Below are 23,211 nucleotides of genomic sequence, written 5' to 3' on the forward strand. Positions count from 1 at the left end.
ACAACGGCATCAATGCGTTCAGTCCCATTGGATCGTGCCCAGACTGTCCAATAGTGCCCTGCCAAAATAGGACGGCGTCTGGAATCCCGCTGCAAAATTCCCGTTGAGAATTTTCGTCGCTATCTCTCGGAGGCAAAACGCTGTAAACAAATAGGCTTCCGGTCCCCGAAGCGAAACCGACCTCGATTCTGTCTCGTTTGCGGCGATCGCCATGACATAGGTGCTGCCTTGCTGCAATTGCCGTTCTGAAGGCCCTTCAGGCAAAAACCCGAGCAACTGATTCAAGATTAAATTGCGGAGCCACAATAGCCGCCCTCGCATCATCTGCACGATGAAGCCAGGAAAGACAGTGTAGGTCTGAATGTTGTCAATGCCTGTAGACAGCCCAGCCGTAAACAAATCAGCGCGCCAGGGATTGTAGACCCCCGTAAATGTTTTGCCCGCGACCTCAAAATCCATACTCGATTCGGCCGGATGCGCAATGACCCATTCCCCATTAACCTTCCGTACCCCTGGCTGATTGATATTCTTCAGAACGGTCTTCAGCGTGCCGCGCGAAGCTCCCCCTTCTGTGGCGTAAAGGATCGTCAGCTTGGATGCCTTCGGCAGCAGCTCTTTAGCCATATAGGCCGCGATATCGGTGGGCACCACGCCAAAACCAGCCCCCGGCATCAGCATAATGCCTGCTCTCTTCGCCTCTGGCCCGAAGGTAAATGCCGATCGCATCTCGTCGACTTCGCCCGCAATGTCAATATAGTGACATCTGGCAGCCAGACAGGCTGCGATCAAAGGCTTCTGCGTCCGCTGAAACGGGCCTGCCAGATTGACCGCCAGAGTCACGCCTGACAGTTGGCGCTCAATTTCACTCTCATCCTCTAAGTTGAAGACCGAGGCTGGGCAGCCCAATTCCTGCGCAACGGCCCGAACGGTATCGCGACGGCCGGCCAAGATGGGTCGGAGCCCTTGTTTTACCATCTCCCTAGCACACAGCTTCCCCATGTAACCCGTGGCACCATAAATGAGCACATCAGCCATTTTCGACCCGTTCCTTTAGCAACTGGTTGTGCTGGATGAAGGCATCCTCCATCTTTTGCAGCATCGGCTTGCGAATGAATCCGCTGCCCGCGCCTCGGAAACATTCGCCATGCAGGAGCTGGGTTGAGTTGCTGCTCGTTATCTCCAAGCGATAATAATGCTCGCCTGACAAGAACCAAGAGGCAAACCGTACACCCACCCAGGTCATCTCTCGATTCTCCTGAAACCGCTTGAGGGTGGCATGGAAGGAACGATCCAAGGGTTTGATGAACATTTGAATCCTCCCTTCGGGGCGGAGATCTCCCTCCAACCAGCCAACAAGAGGATTCCACTCTGGATATGCCGAGAAATCTGTCAGCACTCTCCACACCCTTTCAGCCGAAGCGTTGATGGCGATCTCGGTGCGATACTCCTTCATTCTCTCCCCTAGGGTATCAAGTATTAATGCTGTTAATAATTTCAGATGGCAAGAAATACTGATAGGGGACCGGACGATGTTGATTTTCAATCTCGATCTTGCGTTCGATATCCGCTAGGTTTTGCTGGAATTGAACGAGGGCATCTTGGGCTAGAGGATCGGCAAAATCATCTTCGTAAAAGCCTAGCTTGTCGTGATGGTAAGAGGTCAAGACCATCGTCCAATACACTTGATCGGCCGCTTGTTTGTAGGGGGGTAGAAACTTCAGAATGGTTTCCATATCGATCCCCTTCTGCTCTGGTACCGGATGATATGCGGCGTAAGGCATATTGGGAACGAAGATCATGTATTCGTATTGAGTGAAGTTCAAGTTAGAATGCAGGGGAGCACAGGTGAAAATCACGACAGACAGGATATCGATCAGCTGCTGCAATGACTCAATAGTTTCGGGCATTCCCTTGACTCGACCGCTATCAAATGCTGCTAATTCTTTCGCCCAATTTTGTAGTTCGTAGTCCTCCCTAATATCCTCAGGGGTTTTGTAATAGATGCTGAGGTAATTGGTAATAAATTCCTTCACAGCATCCCAAATCAACATGCCGTCATCTCTAAAGGGATAGTGGGGCAGCACCTCTGGGTCATCCATGTTTTGGCGCTCGATAATCGATGGGAAGTCAAAGGTATCAATACTCCAACGATCGAGGGTGTCGACCACAAAAGTAAGGGTTTCTTCGAGAGTTCCAGCCAAAAAGCGATCGACTGGACCGCCGGGGTTGAGAAACTGTGCCCGCCCCAAATCGTTATCAAACAGCATGAACTGGAAGTGAGGTTCTAATAACAGCGACACGGGATGGTTTTCAGCCAATTGCCGAGCAGTAACCATGGCAAACGGCCCCATGGCGGTGTGGGTGAAGGCAAAGTGGGAGCCTAATTCTTGATGGTTGGCGTCGGCGACTTGGACGCAGAGTTTGGCAAACAGCCAATCGAGGGGGGCATCTTTGGGAGTATAGACAATCGGGGTATTCGTGGCTTCGCTTTTGAGTTCGATCGCCACTGGCAAAAGAGCACCCCCCACTGGAGAGTCGTCACTTTTCCAATAGAACAGCGATCGCGTTTTGGGCATGTATTTGCGACCGTACTCCGATTCCCCTCCTTTGATGCGATTGAGATAGGGATGTTCCAGAAAATAAAGTCTACCTTCAGCTAAGGCTGCGTCGAGAGTTCCATCGGTCTCCAACACCTGCTGAAACAGAGCATTATCCACAGCAAAATCACTGGGAAGTTTTGCCAGTCGGCGCGTTGCCATGGCGTTGGCTCCCGACAGTCGCTGCTCCCCAAAAAATTCGTCAGTGCGATAGTTCTTCAGCAGATTGGGTTTAGATAGCAGAGGAATCAGCTCCTCGTATTCTTCCAGGCTATCGAGGGGATCGAGAAAGCGCTTAGCTTTAGCAGCTAGCATATTAGCAGGCAGGTTAGCCATACTGGCGAGCCGTTTCGCGGTATATTCGGGTGAAAAATATTCCCGTTTTGGAACCTTCTGCATGAAGGGGAGAGGGGGTAATAGGCTGCGATCGAATTGATAATCCTCTCGGTTGCGCTCTAAATAATCATTGCGCTTGTTGGAGTTAGGATCCTTTTGTGGCAATGAAGGTCTGACAGCAGTATTCACGATAACTTCCTCGAAAGATTGACAAGCAATAAAAGTAAAGCTAGGGAAGAGAAAGAAATAACTAAAACGATAATTCTCCTCTCTTAGGAACCGGCAGTTGCGATTGTTTGAGGTCGATCTTGCATAGCCATATACAGCAAAATCCCTTCAATAATGCCAAAGAATGAATCGACGACTGCAATGCTGAGGAATCCCAATTGTTGTCCGAAGAAGAGAACTGCAATTAGGAAGAATGACGCGCCACCGCCACGAGTCACAAAAACCGACATCCAGGCAGTAGCTTCGTAGCGGTATGGATCGAGGGCTCCCGGGATATATAGGATGCTGATTTCTAATAGTAGCAGGCCAGAACCCCGCACCCAGATAATTGGGTCTGGAATTTGCATGTGCAGCAGCGACAGCAAAAACTCCGGAAAGAAAAACAGTGGAATGACAAAGAACATATTGGCTATAATGCCAAGCCACACCACTCGACCAAACCAAATGGCATAGGGATTGGTAATCTTTTCCGAACTAGAACTTGCAGTCATGAAGCCATACTCCTAAGTGAAACTGCTTCTCGATCGCGATCGCTGATAAGCAAACCCCTACAGCATTTTGAGGTATTCGATCAGCGCCGTTTTATCCTGAGTCGATAAATCTGTCCCATAAACGTGCCCCTGATTGCTATTGGCAGGCAGACTGGTGTCGTATCGAAATCCAGCTTTTTCAGCCTCGGGTCCGGTGGAGATAAATCCCATCTTGACGGGATCGTAAACATCGTAACCGCGATAGAACTCGGTGGGACGATTCTCGGGGCTTTCAAACAAATCCACCAGCGAGGGAACGGAACCGTTGTGCAGGTAGGGAGACCGCAACCACAAGCCGTCTAACGCAACACTCACGTAGCCATTGGTCTTGCGAATTTCTGTAAACTCCCAGTCATATCCCTCGGAATAGGCCTTGTAAGCGTCTACCGCCTCTTGCGTCCACATATCTAGTCGGTGGCGATCGGTGCCAATTTCCTCAACTGGAATCACCGTGCCGGTGCGCTCGCCGCCAAATGCATGACAACTGGCACAGGAATTCTCAAAGATTAAGCTACCTGTCTCTGCCAATTGGGTATCGATCGCATAGGGATATGCTGGGGGCGGAACCTTGCGAATATAGTCTTCCACCCGCGCTATTCCCTCCACATCGAGAGATTTTTGGGTGGCACCATCCCCGAGTGCCCCTTCTAAAGCGGTTTCCGTCAGCGACGTTTCCAATCCATCCCAATGGAGGGCAAACCCTTCGTGCTGCTGCTCGTTCCACAGCGGCATCATGTCGGAGTTACCAATGGTGTCATCTATCGGCAACCCTAAAATTCTGAATTTGACTGGGTTAAAGGGGGCAATGCGACCGGGGCCTTGATCGGGGCGAACATCCATCCAGGAGAAGGATTCGTCGAAGTTCAACAGAATAGTTTTGGTGATGGGAATAATCAGGAATCGATAGAGTTGCTTGTCCAGCCAAGACAGGCCAGCCACATAGGAAATACCGTTGCTGCTATTCAAAATGTAATCGGCATTAAAGCGGGGATCGCGCGCGGAACTCCTCAGGAAATTGATGTATCCCTGCAGGTTAAATCGGCTGGAGGGACCAGTGTAGACAAAAGTGGGATTTTCCTCGGGGCTGTTACGGTAGGTGGCGGTGTGGCAGACGGCACAGGTAATGCCCTGACGGGGAAAGCCAATCACTTTTTTGGAAAACCCAATCGGCAGTTCTTCCCCTGGCTCCCAAGAAATGCCTAAAGAGGCATAGCCCCCCGGTCCGGGCAAATATTCGGGGAACAAGCGGGGCAACACCAACCACATCCAGTAGGGCATACCATCGCGAGCTTCTGCCCCAATCGATCCATAGTTGAAATGTTGTTCTGGAGATGCGTAAAAGGTGGGCACTTCCCGCAGAAATTTAAACCACCCAACCCCCACTAATGTGCCGAGGAATAAAACCACCACCAAACCGATCGCCGTCAAGTTTTTACCGAATTTGCCGCTAAAAATAGCCATAACCCGATCTCCTCTCATTACCTAGCTAGGCGCGATCGCCTACAGTCCTTTGATTAAAGTCCTTTCATAATTAAAGTCCTTTCATAATTAAAGTCCTTTCATATATTCCACGAGAGCATCTTTCTCCTGTGGCGACAGATCGGTGCCGTACAGGTGACCGCTGTTACTGTTACCCGGTTTTGACGTGTCGTATTCGAAGAAAGTCTTGCCATTTGCTGCCGGTACAGTGGAGACAAACCCCAGTTTGTTGCGATCGATAACGTCGTTGCCTCGATAGTAGACAGCGGGACGATTCTCTGGCTTCTCCAACAAATCCCGCAGCGTCGGCACAGAGCCGTTATGCAGATAGGGAGCTCGCAGCCATACCCCATCTAGCGGCATATTGGCGTAGCCGTGGGTTTTACGGAAGGACTTGAACCGATCGGGATAGCCCGCATACAGGGTGTTCTGGTTGGACATCAATTCGTAGGTGTAGGAATCGAGTCGGTGGCGATCGGTGCCAATTTCGCCAATGTCGTTGACGGTACCCACATATTCGCCACCAAATACGTGGCACTTGGCGCAGTTTTGCTCGAACAAGGGCTTGCCCGCCGCCGCGAGTTCTGCATCGATTTCGTAGGGATATTTGGGGGGTAACAGCTCCCACAGCCAGTCTGCCACCCGTCCAATCCCCTCGCGATCGACGGTGGTGGGGGTAACGCCAGCCCCCAATGCTGCACTCAAGTTGCGCTCGTCTACTGAGGTATTGTTGCCATCCCAGTGCAACTGCAAGCCTTCGCGGGGTTTCTGGTGCCAAATGGGGGGATAGTCGGAGGTACCGATAATTTCGCGATCGTCCAGCTTATCCATTGGGAAATTGAACTGGAGCGCCTTATAAGGGCTGAAGGTATCCACCCGACCCGGTCCCCATTCCGGTTGTCGATTCAAAAAGCTCAAACGGCTGCCCTGCAAAATCAGCGCATCCCGAGTTTGAGGAATGGCGAGATAGCGGTAGAGCAACTTCTGCACCGGATGCAGATCCGCGCCCATCGCCTCGATATAGGGCATGATTTCTCGCGCTGTGAAACGGGGGTCTAGAGCAGCTTCGGAAATAAACCGAATATAGCCCTGCAAATACAAATTATTTGCCGGCATGGTGGAGATGAGTTGGGGAGCACTCTCCGCAGAGTCTCGTACCGTGCCCACATGACAAACGGCGCAGTTGAGACCCACCCGGTTGATGCCAGTAATCTTGCGCTCGGAAAATCCGATGGGCAGATCGTGCCCCTCTTCGTATAAAAAACCGAGGGATTCGTAGCCTTCTCCAGGGAGTTTGTCAGCAAACACAGCAGGCATCGCCTTCCAGATCCAGTAGGGAATGCCATTCGCCGCTTCGCTGCCGATGGAACCGTATTTAAAATGTTCGTCAATGTCGGCGTATTTGACGGGGCCGTTACCCAATAAAAACGGCGAGGCGAGGTATAGGATGGCGGCGATCGCAACTGCACCGATGATGAGTCCGATTTTGCGCAAGGTGGTGTCCTCAATGGGGTCTGAATAGGCTGATGGCTAGTGAGTCCATCCGTTTTAGAGATACAAACCGGCTCAGTCCCCCCCATCCGCATGGCTGGGAACGAACACTTTTGCCGTGGGCTCGAACACTGACATGACCTCGTCGTTTTTGGCCTTTAATGCCTCCTGGGCGGCTTCGCAAGCATCTGCTTGGCTCAGTCCTTGCACAGAACGCTGATAGAAGCGATCGATGGTGTGGCAGCCAACCGGCAATTCCAGATAGGCCCCGAGGCATTCATTGCAGTAGGTGCAGGGGCGATCGGAAATGTCTAGACCTTTGGCGAAATAGTTGTTCACCAGATCGTTATTGGCCACCAACATGCGGGCCATGCTGACGGCATCGGTGTATCCCTCCTGAATGGCTTTGTTGATGAAGGAAGCCTGCTGGAAACCGCCCGTAGTGATGATGGGAATTTCCTGCAACACTTCTTTGACCGCTTTGGCATCTCGCAACACCGTCCCCTGGTGGCGCTGCAGCAGGGCATTGACTTCCTCTGCCGAGACATGTTCTTGGAAAAACTTATCCAGCATGTCAGATGTAATCTCGTTGCCGCTGAAGGGCTGTTTGTATTTGCTTCCCACTTTCTTCGGCAAGCGATTCCACAGCAGTTGAAACAGGGGGCGCAGGAACCTGTAGCGGAAGAGAAGGAAGTTGCGGAAGCTGGCGAATCCCCCACTGGAAACCATGGTGTCGTAGGTGTAGCGCAGCATCTCGAACGGAAAGGGACCGGAGGGCAAGAGTGGATGGGGGAAAGTGCTGCCTCGGGAGACGTGAATGGCATCGATGCCGTCTTCTTCCAGCCATTGACAGATCTGCAGGCTGTCATCGACGGAGTTTCCAGCATGCCCCCAGGGGGGAATAATGTTGTTGTATTCGCGGATGCTGATTTTGGCTTGAAAGTGGAAGTCGGAACCCACCACATTGCGAACGGCCCCAACAATTTCTTTGAGGAACTGATAGCGACCCTTGAGGTCGCCGCCGTATTTATCGGTGCGGCGGTTGATGCCGGCACTGAGAAACTGGTTGATCAAATAGCCGTGGGAGCTGTGTAACTCGATCCCATCCAGCCCTGCCTCTTTCGCGCGCCCTGCAGCACTGGCAAAGTCCCGCACAATGTTCTCTACCTCAGCCAAGCTCATCAGATTGGCTGGCAACCCATTAATCTGATCCGCCTGCCCGGTCGTGCTGGGGGCAGGTTTGGGCTGAATGGCTTTCGATCTGGGATCGATGGTGGTATTCTCCACACCTTCAATGTCGCGCTGGCGACCCGAGTGACTGAGTTGAATGATGTATTTGCAACCGTGTTGGCGGACGGTTTCGCCAATTGTCTTCCAGAAGGGAATCAAGCGATCTGCGTGAATCGTAGACACCTGGGGGGTAATGCGACCTTCGATCGAAACGGGGACGTAGGAAGAGATAATCGCCCCCACGCCCCCTTTGGCAAATTTGTTTTCCCAATTGACGCGAGCTTGGTTCCCCGAGCCGTCGTAGTTATCCCATCGACCCGTTACGCTGGAGCGAAAGACACGATTTTTAACCGTAAGATGGCGAAACTCAATCGGATCCAAAACAGTCTTGCTGTTGCTCATCATTCGTTATCCTTATTCAATTAAAACGGTAAGGATTGCGGTCCGTACTGACCTCCAGAAGTCTCTAAAATTGCGATATGGCAGGCGATCGCCGAGACCGCCTCAGCTCGCTCCAGTATAAAGAAATAGCGATCGGACCACCTCACTGACAATAGGGTGCGATTTGGAGATTGCCGTTTATTCATCTTTGAAACGTTGATGGCGGAAGAATAGCCGATAGTCTCCATAAAATGAAGATACGAATTTTGAAGTCGAGAGCAACTCTCCAATGGGTTTTGCCTTGTTGCGATACTCGTCTGAGTTTCCTTCGCTGTCACCTACCTCTCGCGGATCGACAGCATGCACGGTAAATAACAGCGTATCGGGGGCGAGGGTTGCCAAGTCGTTTCTAAAGTCTCGACCGGATTCTTTTGGAAAGGCGATCGCGGGGTTGGGCACGAGAAAGAGTTCTCTGGGATAGATCGGCTGAGCAACCGTTTGTCCAAAGCGATCGACCTCCGCCAGATCTCGGACGTATAACTTGGTAGGATAGCGGGTCACCCTTCTAAAAATGAGGTTGATCAGTCGAGGACCAATCTCATTCACAACTGGAACAATGGTGGAGAATTCATTCGCCAAGATATTGTGGTTATCCCCTTGACCGGTCAGCGACACCAGCGCGGAAAAGTTTTCCGAGTGCTTGCGATCCACAAACAGCTTGAGGGCTAGGCCCGGGGCAAAGGGGCGATCGGACGGATCGCGCGTGACGGAGAGTCTGATTAAGCCGTAGTCTGCTCCTGAAAAGACACCGGTAAAAGGATTCCCACTGGCGGCCACAAACTTAACTTTAGCAACAGCACCGTGGGCGTGAATTGCCTTTTTCCAGTTTTTGGGGGCTTCATCCGCCTGCAGGTCCATTTTCTTGCTCAACGCCGTGAAAAACAGACCGGGAATGTCAATTTTTTCCAATGGAGGCAAGGAAGAATACTGAGACGGAAGAATCCTCTCCTGCCACAAAAATTCTTGTTTCTTCTGCGCACTCCACGACTGATAGTCCGAGGGCAGAGGATCGAATTGCACCGGATTCTGCAGATATTGCTGCATTCTTTCTAGAAGGCCGGACATAATTTTCTTTTATTTTAAGGTTCTTGAAATCTTACTAAAAAAGTCTTTACAGTTGGTAAGGCCCTCCTGCATTGCCAAGCAATGACTAAAGCTTAATCTGCAAAAGTTTTGTAAACTGCAGGTCAGTTTTCACAATATTTGTAGGATATCATTGACCCACAAACCGATCAAGTCATTGAAGGTTGCCCAGATCGAGTTATTGGCATTGACTCGATCGCATCTTTGGTTGATTCGTTTTTAGATTCTGCTTCATCTCGGTTGCGCTCTAGGATGATTTTTAATTATGGCTAAACGCCCCTGGCACCAACAGCCACTTTTGTTTGCTCTGCTGAAGTTACGAGAGTTTCGCAATAATTTGCGTCGAGACAACTTACACGACACCTCTCAGTTTCCCGATCGCGACAAACTCCCCAAGCCTGCGGCGACGAATGGCAAGGGGCATTTAAAGGCCCGCACGCCCGATGGCAGTTACAACGATCCAGACAGTCCAGAAATGGGCATGGCAGGAACGCGCTTCGGTCGCAACGTACCGCTGGCCGATGCGTTTCCCGATAAAGACAAGCTGCTGACCCCCAATCCGCGCGTGTTGAGCCGCAAGCTGATGACGCGAGAGGAGTTTGTGCCGGCAACCATTGTCAACTTACTGGCTGCCCCGTGGATTCAGTTTCAAAACCACGATTGGATGTCCCACGGCGACAACCAGCCCAATAATAAAGTCGAAATTCCTTTGGAGGAAGACGATCCGTGGCCGCAGGAGCATCGGCCCCTTGCAATTAAGAAAACCTTAGAAGATGAATCCCGAGATCCGAACGACACTTCGAACCCGCCCAGCTTTATCAATGAAGTGACCCACTGGTGGGATGGTTCCCAAATCTACGGCAGCGATCGCGAGACGGTTGAAAAACTGCGCTCCCACGTGGATGGCAAGCTAACGATCGAGGACAATGGCCTGCTGCCGCTCGATCCCGAGCTGGGCATCGATTCGACCGGGTTTAATGACAACTACTGGATCGGTCTGAGCCTTTTGCACACGCTGTTTGTCAAAGAGCACAATACCATTTGCGATCGCCTCAAGCAGAAATATTCCAACATGAGCGACGACGAGCTGTTCGACAAAGCTCGCCTGATTAATGCTGCCCTGATGGCCAAGATCCACACTGTCGAATGGACTCCGGCCATTTTGCCGCATCCAGCCACTGTGGCAGCTTTGAATGCCAACTGGTATGGATTGCTCGGTCAAAAATTCAAAAACTTCATCGGCCGCATTGGCGATAGCGAGGCCCTCAGCGGCATTATCGGTTCCTCCACCGACCAATTCGGTGCCCCTTATTACTTGACTGAGGAGTTTGTCTCCGTTTATCGCCTGCACCCCTTGATTCCCGATGACTATGATTTCCGTTCTTTAGATGGCGATCGTACTGTCCTCCAAAAAAACTTTTTCGAGATCTCCGGCAATCGTGCTCGAGCTGTGGTGGAACAGGTGGGCATGGACGATCTGTTTTACTCGTTTGGTACTGCCTATCCGGGAGCCATCACTCTGCACAACTATCCCAAGTTTTTGCAGCAGTTCGCGAAGGATAATGGCGAAGTGTTCGACCTGGCTGCAGTCGATATTTTGCGCGATCGCGAGCGCGGCGTACCGCGATACAACCGCTTCCGCGAGTTACTGGGTCGCGGCAAAGTGAAATCCTTTGATGAAATCACCAGCAATCCCACTTGGGCCAGCGAGCTTAAGGAGTTGTACAACAACGACATCGATAGCATCGATCTGATGGTGGGCATGTTTGCGGAAGATCTGCCGGATGGCTTTGGCTTCAGCGACACTGCCTTTCGCATCTTTATTTTGATGGCGTCGCGCCGCTTGAAGAGCGATCGCTTCTTCACCAAAGACTACACGGCGGAGGTCTACACCCAGTTGGGATTGGAGTGGATCGATAAGACCAGTATGCTGGACGTGCTCGAGCGCCACTATCCGGCCCTCGCCCCCTGTCTTGAAGGGGTGGAGAATGCCTTCGCCCCCTGGAAGCGGGCTGCGTAATCTCAACAGCAAAGATTTACCACCCTCTTCTTTCCTTAAGGAGAGGGATATGCATTTTTTGGAGTGAACAAGGTTATTTGATGACACGGAATCATTTAGGAGTCATAACGAGGTCTACTTCTCCTGGTTTCTTCGATGTGTCGCCATATAAGGCTGTCTGGGTCTGGCCTTTCACTGGGCGTTTTTCTTCTCGCAGCTCTTTATACGGAAAGGCTATCTGCAGTGCTTCGATAGTGGCAGAGAGCGTAAACTTACGGGCATCAGTACGGACTATAACCATAGAATCATCGCTCATGCGCTTGGCTGCTCCACCGAACACGCTAGCCAGAAGTTCGCGGTAGTCTGACTGCGACTCGAATTTCCTCTGCCATCTACCCCCTCGACGTTTTGGCGAGGGGCGCTGACCAAGCATCCATAGTCGTAGCCATTGGTCGCAATGGTAATTGGTGACACCATAATAGGGTGGCGATGTGAACAAGAGATCGAAGGGTTCTGTAATTGCTCGCCACTGGTAATTCGAACTGAGCAGACGAACACTGTCTCCAAGCAGAACATCTCCCACAAGTTCTGGTCTGCCCTTCTTGTATCGCCAAACGATCCGCTGCTCTAAAAAAGCAACTGGATCCACATCAGGTGGTCCCATTCCGCGCTCAGCCCACCACCGCACAGAATAATCAGGAGCCATCGCTTTACTATCCCGCATCTGATTCGATAGTGATGAAGAACGCCTACCGTGGAGGGAAACAAGGATAAACGCCATTAACGTGCGATCTACCTTGCTCTCACGAGCTCTCCATCGCAGACTCTCGCGAGCAGCCAGTAAGAAGCGCAACACGGCAGGGGAATAGGCCCACTCGAAGAATGTAGGTAAGTTTGCTCGCCCTATATCTATTCTCTCGAATTCGATCTCGCGCAGACGCTTAAGGACTCGTGCTTGAGTTGCTGGATGAAGCTTGACTGAGCTATATAGCCACCCCACGGGGTTGATTTCAATCCCGCATCCAGTGCGTCCCTTTGCTGCAGCGGCGAATATACTGGACCCTCGACCCACAAATGGATCGAGAATGCGGTCACCAGGCTGCGTATAAGTTTCGATTACATCATATGCGAAGTCCAGCGGAAACATCGCGTAGTAAGGACCGACTCCGGCCCAGCGGTCTATGGCTGTCTGAAATTTACGCGGTCGGCGTTTTGGAATATCAATATTGACCTCCATCAAGTTTCCTCTTCCGCCATGAGACTCTTAGCGAGTTGCTCAAGTACTTCTCTGCCTAGGTTAAGTGGAATCGCAGCCTCGGCATGAGCGGAGATAAGTGGAGAGACCGCATTGGGAAAGCGAGCCGAGAACGTTGCGTCGAGAAGACTCATGGCATCGGCAAGGCGCGGGAAATGACTTGGATCCCTGCGTGATAAATCCCGCGACGCATCTGTCAGGAAGGGAAGCGAGGCAACGATTCGAGCGCCTGAGGCCGTTTTGTAGAAGAGCTTGCGTCCGAAATACGTGTCCTGACCAAACGGCTTGTCGCCGAGCGCTATATGATTTCGGATGTATTCATTTGTGAGGAGTACTGCCGTCTGAGGCTCGAAGCGCCTTTTCCCATTCACACGGCTCACAGGAGCATCCAGAACTTCGTAGTGATCTACGAATGCGCCACTTTTCTCTACACCGACAAGCAATAGATCCTTGCCAATCACTTGCCGCGCAGCCCCATTAATCCGCTTCAATTCCTGATAGATGGCGCGACTGAGCCAAGCAGGATGCCCAAAAACCGCAAGTGGCCCATCCAGAACGATACCGAGGTTTCTGAGCAGCCGAAAGCGCCGGGGTTTACGCTCTATCCATCGAAGGAAATTAACAGCCCACACCCTCTCCCAGACCTGCATTGCCTCTGCAAACATTGCTCCGCTTGACCCATTTGGATTCAGCCCTTCATGAATGCGTAGGGCATCGGTGGAGTACCAAATCCTTTGTTGTTCGCATTTGCAGTGGGTATCTCCTGATGAAGGAGCATAGGTGGCATCAGTCGGACAATCATCATAGGGACACTGTTGAGGGCGCTCGCTGGGTTTATAAGCCAAAAGGGCCTCGTAGGTTTCAAGTAGCGTTTCTCCGTCTGAAAGCGGGCGCTTTTCAAGGATCGACTCAAAGAACACGCGGCGGAAAGATGCTTTGGGTGTTGGCTCACTGTCTACAACGACATTGCAACCAGGAAGCGCGCAGTCGATACTACCTGGCTCTTCCGTTCTGCGCGATGCCAGAGGGTTTACTGGACGGCTCCGGTCTAGTTCGCGCTGCTTCTTGACGTCTAAAATAACTGAAGCAACCGTAATGTAGGCTAGTTCGGCCCCTGGATATCCATTCTCAACAGGTAGTTGGTGATAGCTACCGTCTACGGCAAGGAGAAGATCGGGTAACCATCCGCTCGGCTTTACGTCGGCAATGAGTGGTTTTACATCTACCTGTTCTCCATCTGACACCCGTTTCTTACACCGTCTAACGATACTCTGAACGCGATCGCTATTCGCAATCCGAGCTAGTGGCTTATATCCAGCAAATTCTCCTTTGTAGGGCATCGGCTAAGCTCCTTCTGAGTTCTGAGAGGAAGAGGTTTCCGGCTTAACAAGCTGGAGCATAAATTCTCGCACCTGTACCGGGACCACGAAAGGGTTCGAAATTGTCTTGACGCGAAGGAAGCCTTTGTCTTGGGCACGGAGGATCGAACCTTCAAAGTCAGCAAAGTCGTAGAACTTTCGCAACTCGCGCGTTTCATCAGTGTTGTTAAGATGGCCGATGAACCAGTTCGAGGTGTTCTTCAGAATATTCTTTTGAATACTCGATACCTCCTGCGTGACATAAATCAAGCCGAGATTGTACTTTGCGCCCTCCTTTGCTGTGCGAACCCAGATGTCGCGGTAATCGGTCTCTCGATCAGATGGCAGAAGGTTGTGGGCTTCCTCTGCATAAATGAGGATATTCGGTATATCCTCATTCGGCCGCCCTTGGCGAAAAGCCTCTTTATTGCAGTCGAAAATGCGCTGTACAATTCGTCGAGCCGAAGCATCGTTTACTACTTCGTCTCCACTCGATTGATCGACGACGATAAGTTTTCCGTCAGCTAGCGCATCGTAGATATCATCCGCGTAGTCGCTTGATGTTTCTGGTGTGTGCTGTGAGCGAGCCTGTCCAATAAGTTGAGCGCCGTTTGGGCGAGCGATCATCTCCAGGATGGCTCGAAGGTCTCCATCAGCCCAAGCCTCACCTGACGAGGAGTTCTGAATATAGTCATTCTCAAAATCCTTATAGGCTTTGGTACTCATGAATTGGTAAAGCGCTGCGAATGCGATTGCCAAGCGGCTCCACCCTGGCTCGTTAGCACTGAAGGCACTCGCAGCTGCAACAAACTCAGGTTCTCCGCTATTCGTCAAAGCATTAATCAGCTCCTTGTTGAAAAGTGACCTGTTTCCTGGACCACGCGTGCTTGGACGAGTGCTCGGAGGCGCATTCAGCCCAGCTTTTTCCAACAGCGTTCGGTACGCCAACACTCGTCGGGAGTAACGAGTCCGATCCCCCCAGTCTGCTCCAGGCTCTAGCGGCTGCATACGAACTTGCTGGAAATTCTGGATGTACTTTGAATCTCTTGCCGGAAGAACGTTATCGATAATCTCTTTCCCAATGGGCAGATTTTCCTCAACATGGAAATTGAGAAGCATGTACCGTCTGTCAGGATCGTTAGGGTGCGGGAGGATACCATAGGTAATGACATCGTCTGCAATGCCGTCTTCGTGCGCACGCCACACGTTCTTAAGAGCGTTTGGTGCTTCGCCACCTGAGTCTTGAGCATTGGCGTTTGCGTATTCTCCGTTAGGATCGAAGATAATTTGACCCACACGTCTTGGTACGTGCGTGCTGTAGCGGAGGTCAAAGACCGCCTTCGCAATAATCTTCGTCGTGTTCGACTTGCCTGTTCGAGTCATTCCGAACAGTGCGCTCTTCTGTCCCAGTAAATCTTCCGGTACAATCGTCACCCGTACATCGCGAACGCCCTGAAATGCGCGATTCGTAGAAGCATAACGAACCTCACCAATACCAACGCCAGTAGTTGCGCCACCATCGCGGTAGTTCACGATCTGTTGGAGTGCCTCATCATTTGGCTTATACACCTTCAGGCCCCGATTAGGGTAATAGTTCGAGAGATCGGCCCCGAAGCAGAGTTTTAATCTATGTTCATTTATTTCGTTCTTGGGAGGGCGAAGGTAGAACGTCCCAATTACACGACACCGAACGCCAGCAAAGCTCAGGAGCCCTGCAGTATGATGATCCATCACGCTAGAATCATCCCAATGTTCTTCCCCTGGGCCAGCAACTTGCCGCGCAGCTTGTACACGCACCCTTGTTGCTTCGTCATCATTTGGTAATGGTGCAGCATCCATCACACGCAATAAGAGAACCGAGCTATCCTCTTTGCTGTAATCAAAAGTCTCACCTGGTACGATTCTTGTGGCCACAAGAAAACTTAACCCTGGAATGCCACCGACTTCCTGCCGATGGGAGTCATGGATCTGTACGAGGGCAGTTTCATATCCCAACGAAAAGACTTCACCGACGTACTGCTTCTGTTGAACGAGCATGCCAAGTATTTCCGCTGCCTCACGCTCAGTGTCGCCTGCCTCGTATCCATCTATTACACGCTCGATTCCAGAGGGCGGCGATACAACATCACTCTGCCCATCAAGTAGGTCTTGTTGAATCATCACGGTTTATTGGGGTGGGGAGTATGTATAACCATTTATTAGCCGAATTTTTTCCATATGACACCCTTTTACAGGGTGAACAGACAGGAATTTCCGCATGAATTCCCAATCTAAGTGTTTAGATCGGCAAGTTTTTCGCAAAATAATCCTGTAATGCTTATATAGAAGGCTACTTTAAGCATGCCTTTGTCTGTTATCTCCACTCTGGTTGCCTAAGGTGCCAGAACATGTAATTAGATAGATTCTGAGCTGGTTGGCGTTCTATTTCACGATCTAGAGAGGGAACCGCACGAACTTGCGAAGCTAGGACCTGCATCCATCCAGCGGGGCTCGGGATCTACTAGAGTGGTTAGGGCAGATTTTTGCAGGATGCGATGGCCACTTCCACTCCGATTCCAGATCTCCTTGCAACCGAGCTGAAAGCGGCGATCGCCCGAGCCAGTGGGGCTGGAAAACTGGGGACGCTGACAGAACCCGAGCAGATCGCATTAGTGAATGTGGCGGTGGAGGTGCCGAACGACACTCAATATGGCGACTATGCCAGCCCCTGTGCGTTAGGCATGGCGAAGCTGTGCCGCATGGCCCCCCGCAAAATTGCCGAAGCGATCGCCGCCGAGATTTCCCTACAAGATATTGAAGTCTCCCTGGCCGGTCCGGGGTTTATCAACTTCCGCTTGGGACCCGTTTTTCTGCAAAACCAACTCCAGCAAATCTTTGACTTGGGGAACGACTACGGCAAGACTGCGAGCGAGCAACCCGAGAAGATCTTGCTCGAATTTGTCTCCGCCAACCCCACCGGTCCCCTACACGTCGGGCACGGGCGCTGGGCCGCGATCGGCTCGACCCTGGCCAACCTCTTGCACTGGGCCGGACATCAGGTGGACTGCGAATATTACATCAACGATGCTGGCAGCCAAATGCAGAATTTGGGGCGATCGCTGCAGGTGCGGCTGCGGCAGCAGCGGGGGGAAGATGTCGAGTTGCCCGACGACAGCTATCGCGGCACCTATTTAATTGAGCTGGCTCAAAAGCTGGAAGCCTCCGGCAAAACCTTGGAAACCCTCGAAGACTATACCGACTATGCCTACGCCGAGCTGTTGCAGTGGCAGCGGGACACCTTGCACCAGCTCGGCACCGATTTCCAACAGTGGTTTAGCGAGCGTCGCTTGCACGCCTTAGATGGAGAGGGCCAAAGCGAAATCGATCGCACGTTGGCGCAACTGCAAGCGAAAGACTATCTCTACCGCGCCCACGCTGCCCGTCAGGACGAGATTGTCAAAGAGGGGGCCGAAGAGGCGGTCTATTTTAAAACAGCAGACTTTGGCGACGACAAAGATCGCGTGATTGAAAAAGGGGACGGCCAGCGCACCTACCTCGCAGCTGATATCGCCTACCATCGCGACAAATTAGCGCGGGGCTACGATCGCCTCATCAACATTCTCGGAGCCGATCACCACGGCTATATCTCCCGCCTCAAAGCAAGTGTCGCAGCCTTCGGGTGCAGCCCCGACCATTTAGAAGTCTTACTCGGCCAATTTGTGAAGCTGTTCCGCACCAATCCCGAAACTGGCGAGCGAGAAGAAGTCAAAATGTCCAAGCGCAGCGGCAACTTCGTCACGCTCAACGATTTGGTAGAGGACGAAGACATTGGCGTCGGTGTCGATGCGACTCGCTGGTTTTTGCTCAGTAACTCCGCCGATTCGCAAATCAATTTCGATCTGGACTTAGCCGTCAAACAAACCAACGACAACCCCGTCTTTTACGTGCAGTACGCCCACACCCGCTGCTGCTCTTTGCTGCGCATGGCGGCAGAAGCCGGATTAGAGATACCCAATCCCGCTAATATTCTCACTCGGGAGGGGGAGTTAATCTTTACCGAACCGGAAGAGCGCACACTGCTGATGTCACTGCTGACACTACCGGAAGGCTTGCAGCGGGCAGCGGACGATCGCGCCACCCATAAAGTGATTCGCTTGACGGAGGCGATCGCGACCGACTTTCACAAGTTCTACGATCGCTGCCGAATTTTGGGCAGTGTGCTGGCAGAAACTCCCGAACTGGCTGAGGCTCGCTTAGCGGTAGTGGAGGCGACCCGTCAGGTATTGTTCAACCTGCTCGAAGGCATCTTGGCCATTAGCGCCCCCACTTCGATGTAGGGCTAGCCGCTGAAAAAGCCCACTAACAGAAAGCTGGCAAACCCCAGCAATGCGAGGACGAGTAGTACTTTGCCAGCATTCGGGCTGCCTTTCCATGAATAGTTCTTTTCGTTCATAACGAAATCCTCGCAGTTTGTTAGGAAGCTTCATTGTACTCTGGCATCTCCCTCGGGGCGGGGAGCGGTCTAAGGCGAGTAAACGGTACAAGATTTATTACGGTCGCAGCCCGGACAACTCCCGATCGCGCTAGAAAGATAAAGCTCAACTTGTGGGAAGGGAAATGGCAACGGCGTATTCGTGCGACTTAGGAACGGGGCAGCGGGTAGCGATCGAGAATCGCGGTTCCCAAACTGTTGTCACGATGATGAGTACTGCGCCCGGACAGCAGCAACAGGCTAGCAGCGGATTGGCAACTGGAGCGTGGACCAATCCTCCCACACTATTTCAGCTCGGGAGTAGCTTCATCCTGAAAATTGATTCGGAAATCGGCCAACACTTCATCCAGTTACAGGGCAGTAGTTTGAGTGCGATGCACTATGCCCCGTCCCTCCAGAACGCTCGCAGCTTGCCATTACAACAGACTGCAGCCGTAGCGAGCCAACAACAGCAAGGCCAAAACGCCGCACAAGTCCCGCCCATGCAGCCTATGCCCCCCATGCAGCCCATGCAGCCCATGCAGCCTATGAAACCTATACAGCCCATGAAAATGGGAGATATGGAAATGCAAGCCAATCCAATGCAAATGCGGATGGGAGATATGGAAATGAGTATGGGTCACTCGGCGCTAGGAGCCTCTCAAACAAAGGCAGGTCGAAAATTTTGTTCGCAGTGCGGCAGTAGTCTGAAGTCCGGCGATCGCTTTTGCTCCAATTGCGGACATCGCCTAGACTAACGGTATGGCAACCCATCAAGGCTCAGCGAGCTATTGATTGATAATTCTCTCTCACTCAGATACACTGAGACCTCCCTAGCTGAGCATCTACTGACTTGGACTGAGGAAGTTCTGATTTCAAGTTTTCGACTTGGCGGTGGAGGTCTGGGAGCTTGTTGCAAATCACATCCCAAATGATTTCGTCGTCGATGCTGAAGTATGCACGAGCAACGATGTCTCGCAATCCGGCGATTTTACGCCATTCAATCTGGGGATAGCGATCGCGGATATCAATAGGAATATTTTTGACCGCCTCTCCAATGATTTGGAGATTATACATGACGGCATCGAAGGTGAGTTCGTCTGAGGTTAAGCTTTCTCGGGTCGCGTTGGCGGTATAGCGGTCGATTTTAGCAATACTGGTAAGGATATCGTCGAGGTATAGGGTGAGGTTACGTGACATCAATTGCTTCCTCTAGCACAATGGCACGGATTTGGGGTTTGAGCGATCTCTTAGTCACGAGATCGACGGGTCTGTTGAAGAGGTCTTCGAGGAAGAATTTTAAGTCCATGTAGCGATCGAAGGTAGTATTGCCTTCAAATTCCACGAGAAAATCTAAATCGCTGATTTCTGTGGCTTCGTCGCGAGAGGCAGAGCCAAACAGGGAAAGGGAGGTTACGCCGTAGCTGTGGATGGTATCTAGACGATCCCGTAGGCGAGTGAGAATGGTTTGTCGGTAGGAGGAAGTAGCTGACATAACTGGGGGTACGTCTGTTTAATCACTGTAGAGGGCCGAATAACTCAACTAGCAGCACAACAGAGATCGACTCTACTAGCCGCGCAGTTAGAAGGCATTGGGGAATACAATGGATCTCCTGCATCAATGCTGAGATGGGAGTGCTGAAATTGCTGAACTGATTGGTATACTTAGCTCTCAGGATAGCTCAGAATGCTGTTCGGCAGTTCGACAGCAGGGGCTGAGCTCCATTTGTGCAAGAGGTTTCGGATCTCAGGAGTTTCAAATTACACATGACTTACTGCCTAGGGATCATTAATCGCTTTGGCATTGTGATGGCCAGCGACTCTCGCACCAATGCAGGCACAGATTATATATCGGCATATAAAAAGATTTTTGATTTATCCCTGCCTGGAGAAAGAGTTCTTGTTATTTGCGTATCCGGCAATCTTTCAATCACCCAAGGGGTGATGACCCGTCTAAAGCGAGATATTCGCGATCGGACAGAAATCAATCTGCACACCTTTTCCAATATGTTTGATGTCGCCGCCTATACCGGGGAAAAAATTCGAGAAGTTCAAAGCAAAGATCGAGATTGGTTGGAGAAAGATAATATTGATTATAGTTGTAGCTTTTTACTTGGAGGACAAATTAAAGGGGAAGAGCCACAACTCTATTTGATCTATTCTCAGGGGAACTTCATTCAGGCAACTATGGAGACACCCTTTTTACAACTTGGAGAAACCAAATATGGGAAACCGATCCTCGATCGCACTGTGACTTATGAAACCTCCCTTAGCGACCTGGCAAAATGCGCGTTGCTATCAATTGACTCGACGATGAAATCCAATATTTCTGTTGGCCCTCCCATTAATTTGATCCTGTATAGAAATGATAGCCTAGAGCTCGATCATACGTTGCAATTACGTCTTGGCGATCCCTATTTGGCCAAAATCCGCAAGCTATGGGAGCAGTCTCTGCGCCAAGCTTTTGAGGCAATGCCAGATATCGAATGGCAAGCGGAAGAGAACGGGCTGGAAGATGAAATTTTAATTGATTAGCACAGCAATCAATGTCTCGATCCGTTGTAGCCTTTAAGAAGATATACTTAGGAACTGTCATCGGTTAGGCAACTGTGTCATCAATAGCCTAAAACGAGGTGTAGGATGCGTCGCTACGCACTCAGAGACGATCGGTGGGAGAAGATAAAAGACTTTCTGCCAGGACGTGAGGGGCATGAGAGCGACCCAGCCATTTGAGGAACCCAACGGCCTTTGACCTGACGGCAGGACAGTGCTGCGATCTAGATGGCTCCGATGTTTTGCTGGAGCTACTGGGTGATGGTGTGGAGGCGCTCTTAGCCGATAGACGTACGATGCCGATGAGCCTGTGCGTCAGCGCTTGTCAGCCAAGTGTGCTGCGGTGATTCCTCCCAGGTCCAATCGCCAGTCCCCTTGTTAGTATGACAAGCATCTCTACAAAGGCCCGCCATTTGATTGAGAACTTTTTTGCCAAGCTCAGGCAATATTGCTTAACATATATATAAGTTAATTATTTTTCCCTGCGTATGTACTTGCACTCTGCCCATACTCCCCTCTGGCAACGCTCGATTCCATTGATGCCGTTTGTCTTGTGGGGATCGGGCATGGTGGTGATGAAAGGACCGCTAGCTGCAGCTTCACCGATGTTTATTGCCACCATGCGGCTGTTGCCTGCGGGCATCCTCGTGCTTGTGGCGATGTGGGTGGCGCAGCAGTGGTTGGGGTTCGAGAAGCGATCGCTGGTGCCGCGCGGTTGGACGGCGTGGCTGTGGGTGATTGCCTTTGGCCTGATTGATGGTTCGCTTTTCGAAGGCTTGCTAGTGGAAGGCTTGCAAGAGACCGAGGCGGGCTTGGGGTCAGTTTTGATCGATACTCAGCCGATTGCGGTTGCCATGATGGCAGCAGTATTTTACCGAGAGCGGCTGGGATGGTTGGGCTGGCTGGCGATGCTCGCAGGAGTCTGCGGCATTACAACCATTGGCCTTTCGCCCGAGTGGGGTTCCGAGGGCTTAGTGTGGACCGACGTGACGGTTTCGACCGGCACCATTTTGATGTTGCTGGCAGCACTGTCGATGGCGATCGCCACCGTGATGATGCGGCAAATTTGCAAACACGTCGACCCGATTGTGGCGACCGGCTGGCACATGGTCATCGGCAGCGTTCCCCTGATTGTTCGATCTGCGGCAACCGAAAGCCACCAATGGGATTTGCTCGCGCCCGCAGGTTGGTTGGCAGTGGTCTATATCGCCGCCTTCACCAGCGCATTGGCCTACGCCCTGTTTTTCTACAGCGCCTCCCGCGAGAACCTGACTCAACTCAGCTCGCTCACATTTCTGACACCCGTTTTTGCACTGGTCTTGGGCGGCATCTTTTTGCACGAGCAGTTAACCGTTGTGCAGTGGTGGGGCGCGATCTTGACGCTTGGCAGCGTGTACTGCATTCACCAGCGGGACGAATTGATGGAGCGCTTGCAGGCTTGGGGGGAACCGATCCGGCAGGTGGAGGCGATCCGGCAGGTGGAGGCGATCGCGATCGAGGAGTCCGAACTGGTGCGCGAACCGGTTGAGGTCGGTCGTTGACGGTTTCCCCGTGGAAATCCTTGCTGCAGGCAGCCATCCGCCGCAATCGCAGCAGTAGAGCGGCTCGGTTTTTACAGCTAGCAACGGTCGATGCCGAAAGCCGCCCCCACAACCGCACGGTTGTTTTCCGGGGCTTTTTGCCAGAAACAGACCTTATCCAACTGGCCACCGATCGCCGCAGTGAAAAAATCGAGCAGTTGCAGCACAATCCCCATGCAGCCATTTGCTGGTACTTCGATAAAACCCGCGAGCAATTTCGCCTCGCGGGGGCGATCGAGACCGTCACCGCCGATACAGAAGACGATCGCCGGCAAAATGCTCGCTACGCACTCTGGAGCCAACTCTCCGAGCGCGCCAAGCTGTTGTGGTACTGGCCCCAGCCTAAAGCAGCTCGCGAGCCGGCGATCGCCTTTCTAGAGACTCTTCCCGAGCAGTCTCCCGTACCTCCCGAGACATTTGTGCTGCTGTTATTCCGTGCAGAGGAAGTCGATCGCCTAGAACTGCTGGGAGACCCTCAAAATCGCTCCCTGCTGATGCGCACAGACAGCGGTTGGATCGAGCAATCGGTCAATCCGTAAGCTGGGGGGTTCTACCGGATTGCTCCAGCCGAGTTCGGCGCGAACGACCGAGATCGCCGATA

The 23,211-nt window shown here is 51.9% G+C and carries 21 protein-coding genes; 7 read left to right on the forward strand and 14 right to left on the reverse strand.

Features of this window, described 5'->3' with window-relative positions:
• Window positions 1-18 precede the first annotated feature (18 nt).
• The 9 genes from SYN7336_RS17905 to SYN7336_RS17940 form a co-directional block, all read right to left on the reverse strand.
• The gene (locus SYN7336_RS17905) at window positions 19-1,035 is read right to left on the reverse strand and encodes a trans-acting enoyl reductase family protein (protein WP_017327312.1); all 1,017 of its coding nucleotides are present in this window, start codon (window positions 1,033-1,035) and stop codon (window positions 19-21) included.
• Complete coding sequence (locus tag SYN7336_RS26585; protein WP_017327313.1) at window positions 1,028-1,453, reverse strand: SRPBCC domain-containing protein; 426 nt, start codon at window positions 1,451-1,453, stop codon at window positions 1,028-1,030. Before SYN7336_RS26585 ends, SYN7336_RS17905 begins: the two co-directional genes overlap by 8 nt.
• A gap of 16 nt (window positions 1,454-1,469) precedes the next feature.
• The gene (locus SYN7336_RS17915; RefSeq protein ID WP_017327314.1) at window positions 1,470-3,122 is read right to left on the reverse strand and encodes a lipoxygenase family protein; all 1,653 of its coding nucleotides are present in this window, start codon (window positions 3,120-3,122) and stop codon (window positions 1,470-1,472) included.
• 83 nt (window positions 3,123-3,205) lie between these two features.
• Window positions 3,206-3,652 (reverse strand): hypothetical protein, encoded by a 447-nt coding sequence (locus SYN7336_RS17920; RefSeq protein ID WP_017327315.1) that lies wholly within the window; start codon window positions 3,650-3,652, stop codon window positions 3,206-3,208.
• Between the two features lie 57 nt (window positions 3,653-3,709).
• On the reverse strand, window positions 3,710-5,152 hold the full coding sequence (locus tag SYN7336_RS17925; protein ID WP_017327316.1) for a hypothetical protein: 1,443 nt from the start codon (window positions 5,150-5,152) through the stop codon (window positions 3,710-3,712).
• Between the two features lie 87 nt (window positions 5,153-5,239).
• A complete protein-coding gene (locus SYN7336_RS17930; RefSeq protein WP_017327317.1) occupies window positions 5,240-6,664 on the reverse strand; it encodes a c-type cytochrome in 1,425 nt (474 codons plus the stop codon).
• A 72-nt stretch (window positions 6,665-6,736) separates the two neighbouring features.
• Window positions 6,737-8,293 (reverse strand): NADH:flavin oxidoreductase, encoded by a 1,557-nt coding sequence (locus SYN7336_RS17935; RefSeq protein ID WP_017327318.1) that lies wholly within the window; start codon window positions 8,291-8,293, stop codon window positions 6,737-6,739.
• Window positions 8,294-8,313: 20 nt separating this feature from the next.
• Complete coding sequence (locus SYN7336_RS31145; RefSeq protein ID WP_156820208.1) at window positions 8,314-8,478, reverse strand: hypothetical protein; 165 nt, start codon at window positions 8,476-8,478, stop codon at window positions 8,314-8,316.
• Complete coding sequence (locus SYN7336_RS17940; protein ID WP_026101123.1) at window positions 8,471-9,397, reverse strand: hypothetical protein; 927 nt, start codon at window positions 9,395-9,397, stop codon at window positions 8,471-8,473. Before SYN7336_RS17940 ends, SYN7336_RS31145 begins: the two co-directional genes overlap by 8 nt.
• A 283-nt stretch (window positions 9,398-9,680) precedes the next feature.
• On the opposite strand from SYN7336_RS17940, the gene SYN7336_RS17945 reads away from it, so the two are divergent.
• On the forward strand, window positions 9,681-11,435 hold the full coding sequence (locus SYN7336_RS17945) for a peroxidase family protein (protein ID WP_017327320.1): 1,755 nt from the start codon (window positions 9,681-9,683) through the stop codon (window positions 11,433-11,435).
• Between the two features lie 91 nt (window positions 11,436-11,526).
• On the opposite strand, the gene SYN7336_RS17950 is transcribed toward SYN7336_RS17945, so the two are convergent.
• The 3 genes from SYN7336_RS17950 to SYN7336_RS17960 are packed head-to-tail and all read right to left on the reverse strand — an operon-like array spanning window position 11,527 to window position 16,187.
• Window positions 11,527-12,651 carry a DNA methyltransferase gene (locus tag SYN7336_RS17950; protein WP_017327321.1) on the reverse strand — a complete coding sequence of 375 codons (1,125 nt, stop codon included), beginning with the start codon at window positions 12,649-12,651 and terminating at the stop codon, window positions 11,527-11,529.
• The gene (locus SYN7336_RS17955; protein ID WP_017327322.1) at window positions 12,651-14,009 is read right to left on the reverse strand and encodes a DNA double-strand break repair nuclease NurA; all 1,359 of its coding nucleotides are present in this window, start codon (window positions 14,007-14,009) and stop codon (window positions 12,651-12,653) included. Before SYN7336_RS17955 ends, SYN7336_RS17950 begins: the two co-directional genes overlap by 1 nt.
• A gap of 3 nt (window positions 14,010-14,012) precedes the next feature.
• Entirely contained in the window at window positions 14,013-16,187 is a 2,175-nt protein-coding gene (locus tag SYN7336_RS17960; RefSeq protein ID WP_017327323.1) for an ATP-binding protein, read from the reverse strand.
• A gap of 374 nt (window positions 16,188-16,561) precedes the next feature.
• Between SYN7336_RS17960 and argS the strand changes: the two genes are divergently transcribed.
• Both argS and SYN7336_RS17975 read left to right on the forward strand, forming a co-directional pair.
• Window positions 16,562-18,343: an arginine--tRNA ligase gene (argS, locus tag SYN7336_RS17965; protein WP_026101124.1), complete on the forward strand. Its 1,782-nt coding sequence runs from the start codon at window positions 16,562-16,564 to the stop codon at window positions 18,341-18,343.
• 280 nt (window positions 18,344-18,623) lie between these two features.
• Window positions 18,624-19,235, forward strand: coding sequence for a zinc ribbon domain-containing protein (locus tag SYN7336_RS17975; RefSeq protein WP_038027256.1), 612 nt, complete (start codon window positions 18,624-18,626; stop codon window positions 19,233-19,235).
• Between the two features lie 55 nt (window positions 19,236-19,290).
• On the opposite strand, the gene SYN7336_RS17980 is transcribed toward SYN7336_RS17975, so the two are convergent.
• Window positions 19,291-19,677 carry a DUF86 domain-containing protein gene (locus SYN7336_RS17980; protein WP_017327327.1) on the reverse strand — a complete coding sequence of 129 codons (387 nt, stop codon included), beginning with the start codon at window positions 19,675-19,677 and terminating at the stop codon, window positions 19,291-19,293.
• Window positions 19,667-19,972 carry a nucleotidyltransferase family protein gene (locus SYN7336_RS17985; protein WP_017327328.1) on the reverse strand — a complete coding sequence of 102 codons (306 nt, stop codon included), beginning with the start codon at window positions 19,970-19,972 and terminating at the stop codon, window positions 19,667-19,669. The genes SYN7336_RS17980 and SYN7336_RS17985 overlap by 11 nt, the downstream gene beginning before the upstream one ends.
• 272 nt (window positions 19,973-20,244) lie before the next feature.
• Between SYN7336_RS17985 and SYN7336_RS17990 the strand changes: the two genes are divergently transcribed.
• From SYN7336_RS17990 to SYN7336_RS18000, 4 genes are all read left to right on the forward strand, one after another.
• On the forward strand, window positions 20,245-21,012 hold the full coding sequence (locus tag SYN7336_RS17990) for a proteasome-type protease (protein ID WP_017327329.1): 768 nt from the start codon (window positions 20,245-20,247) through the stop codon (window positions 21,010-21,012).
• 194 nt (window positions 21,013-21,206) lie between these two features.
• Window positions 21,207-21,377 carry a hypothetical protein gene (locus SYN7336_RS31150; RefSeq protein WP_156820209.1) on the forward strand — a complete coding sequence of 57 codons (171 nt, stop codon included), beginning with the start codon at window positions 21,207-21,209 and terminating at the stop codon, window positions 21,375-21,377.
• 141 nt (window positions 21,378-21,518) lie between these two features.
• Window positions 21,519-22,571 (forward strand): DMT family transporter, encoded by a 1,053-nt coding sequence (locus SYN7336_RS26590; RefSeq protein ID WP_156820210.1) that lies wholly within the window; start codon window positions 21,519-21,521, stop codon window positions 22,569-22,571.
• Window positions 22,568-23,149, forward strand: a complete 582-nt coding sequence (locus SYN7336_RS18000; protein WP_026101126.1) for an Npun_F5749 family FMN-dependent PPOX-type flavoprotein — start codon at window positions 22,568-22,570, stop codon at window positions 23,147-23,149. The genes SYN7336_RS26590 and SYN7336_RS18000 overlap by 4 nt, the downstream gene beginning before the upstream one ends.
• The last annotated feature ends 62 nt before the right edge of the window (window positions 23,150-23,211 follow it).

The organism is Synechococcus sp. PCC 7336, assembly GCF_000332275.1.
GTDB lineage: Bacteria > Cyanobacteriota > Cyanobacteriia > Thermostichales > PCC-7336 > PCC-7336.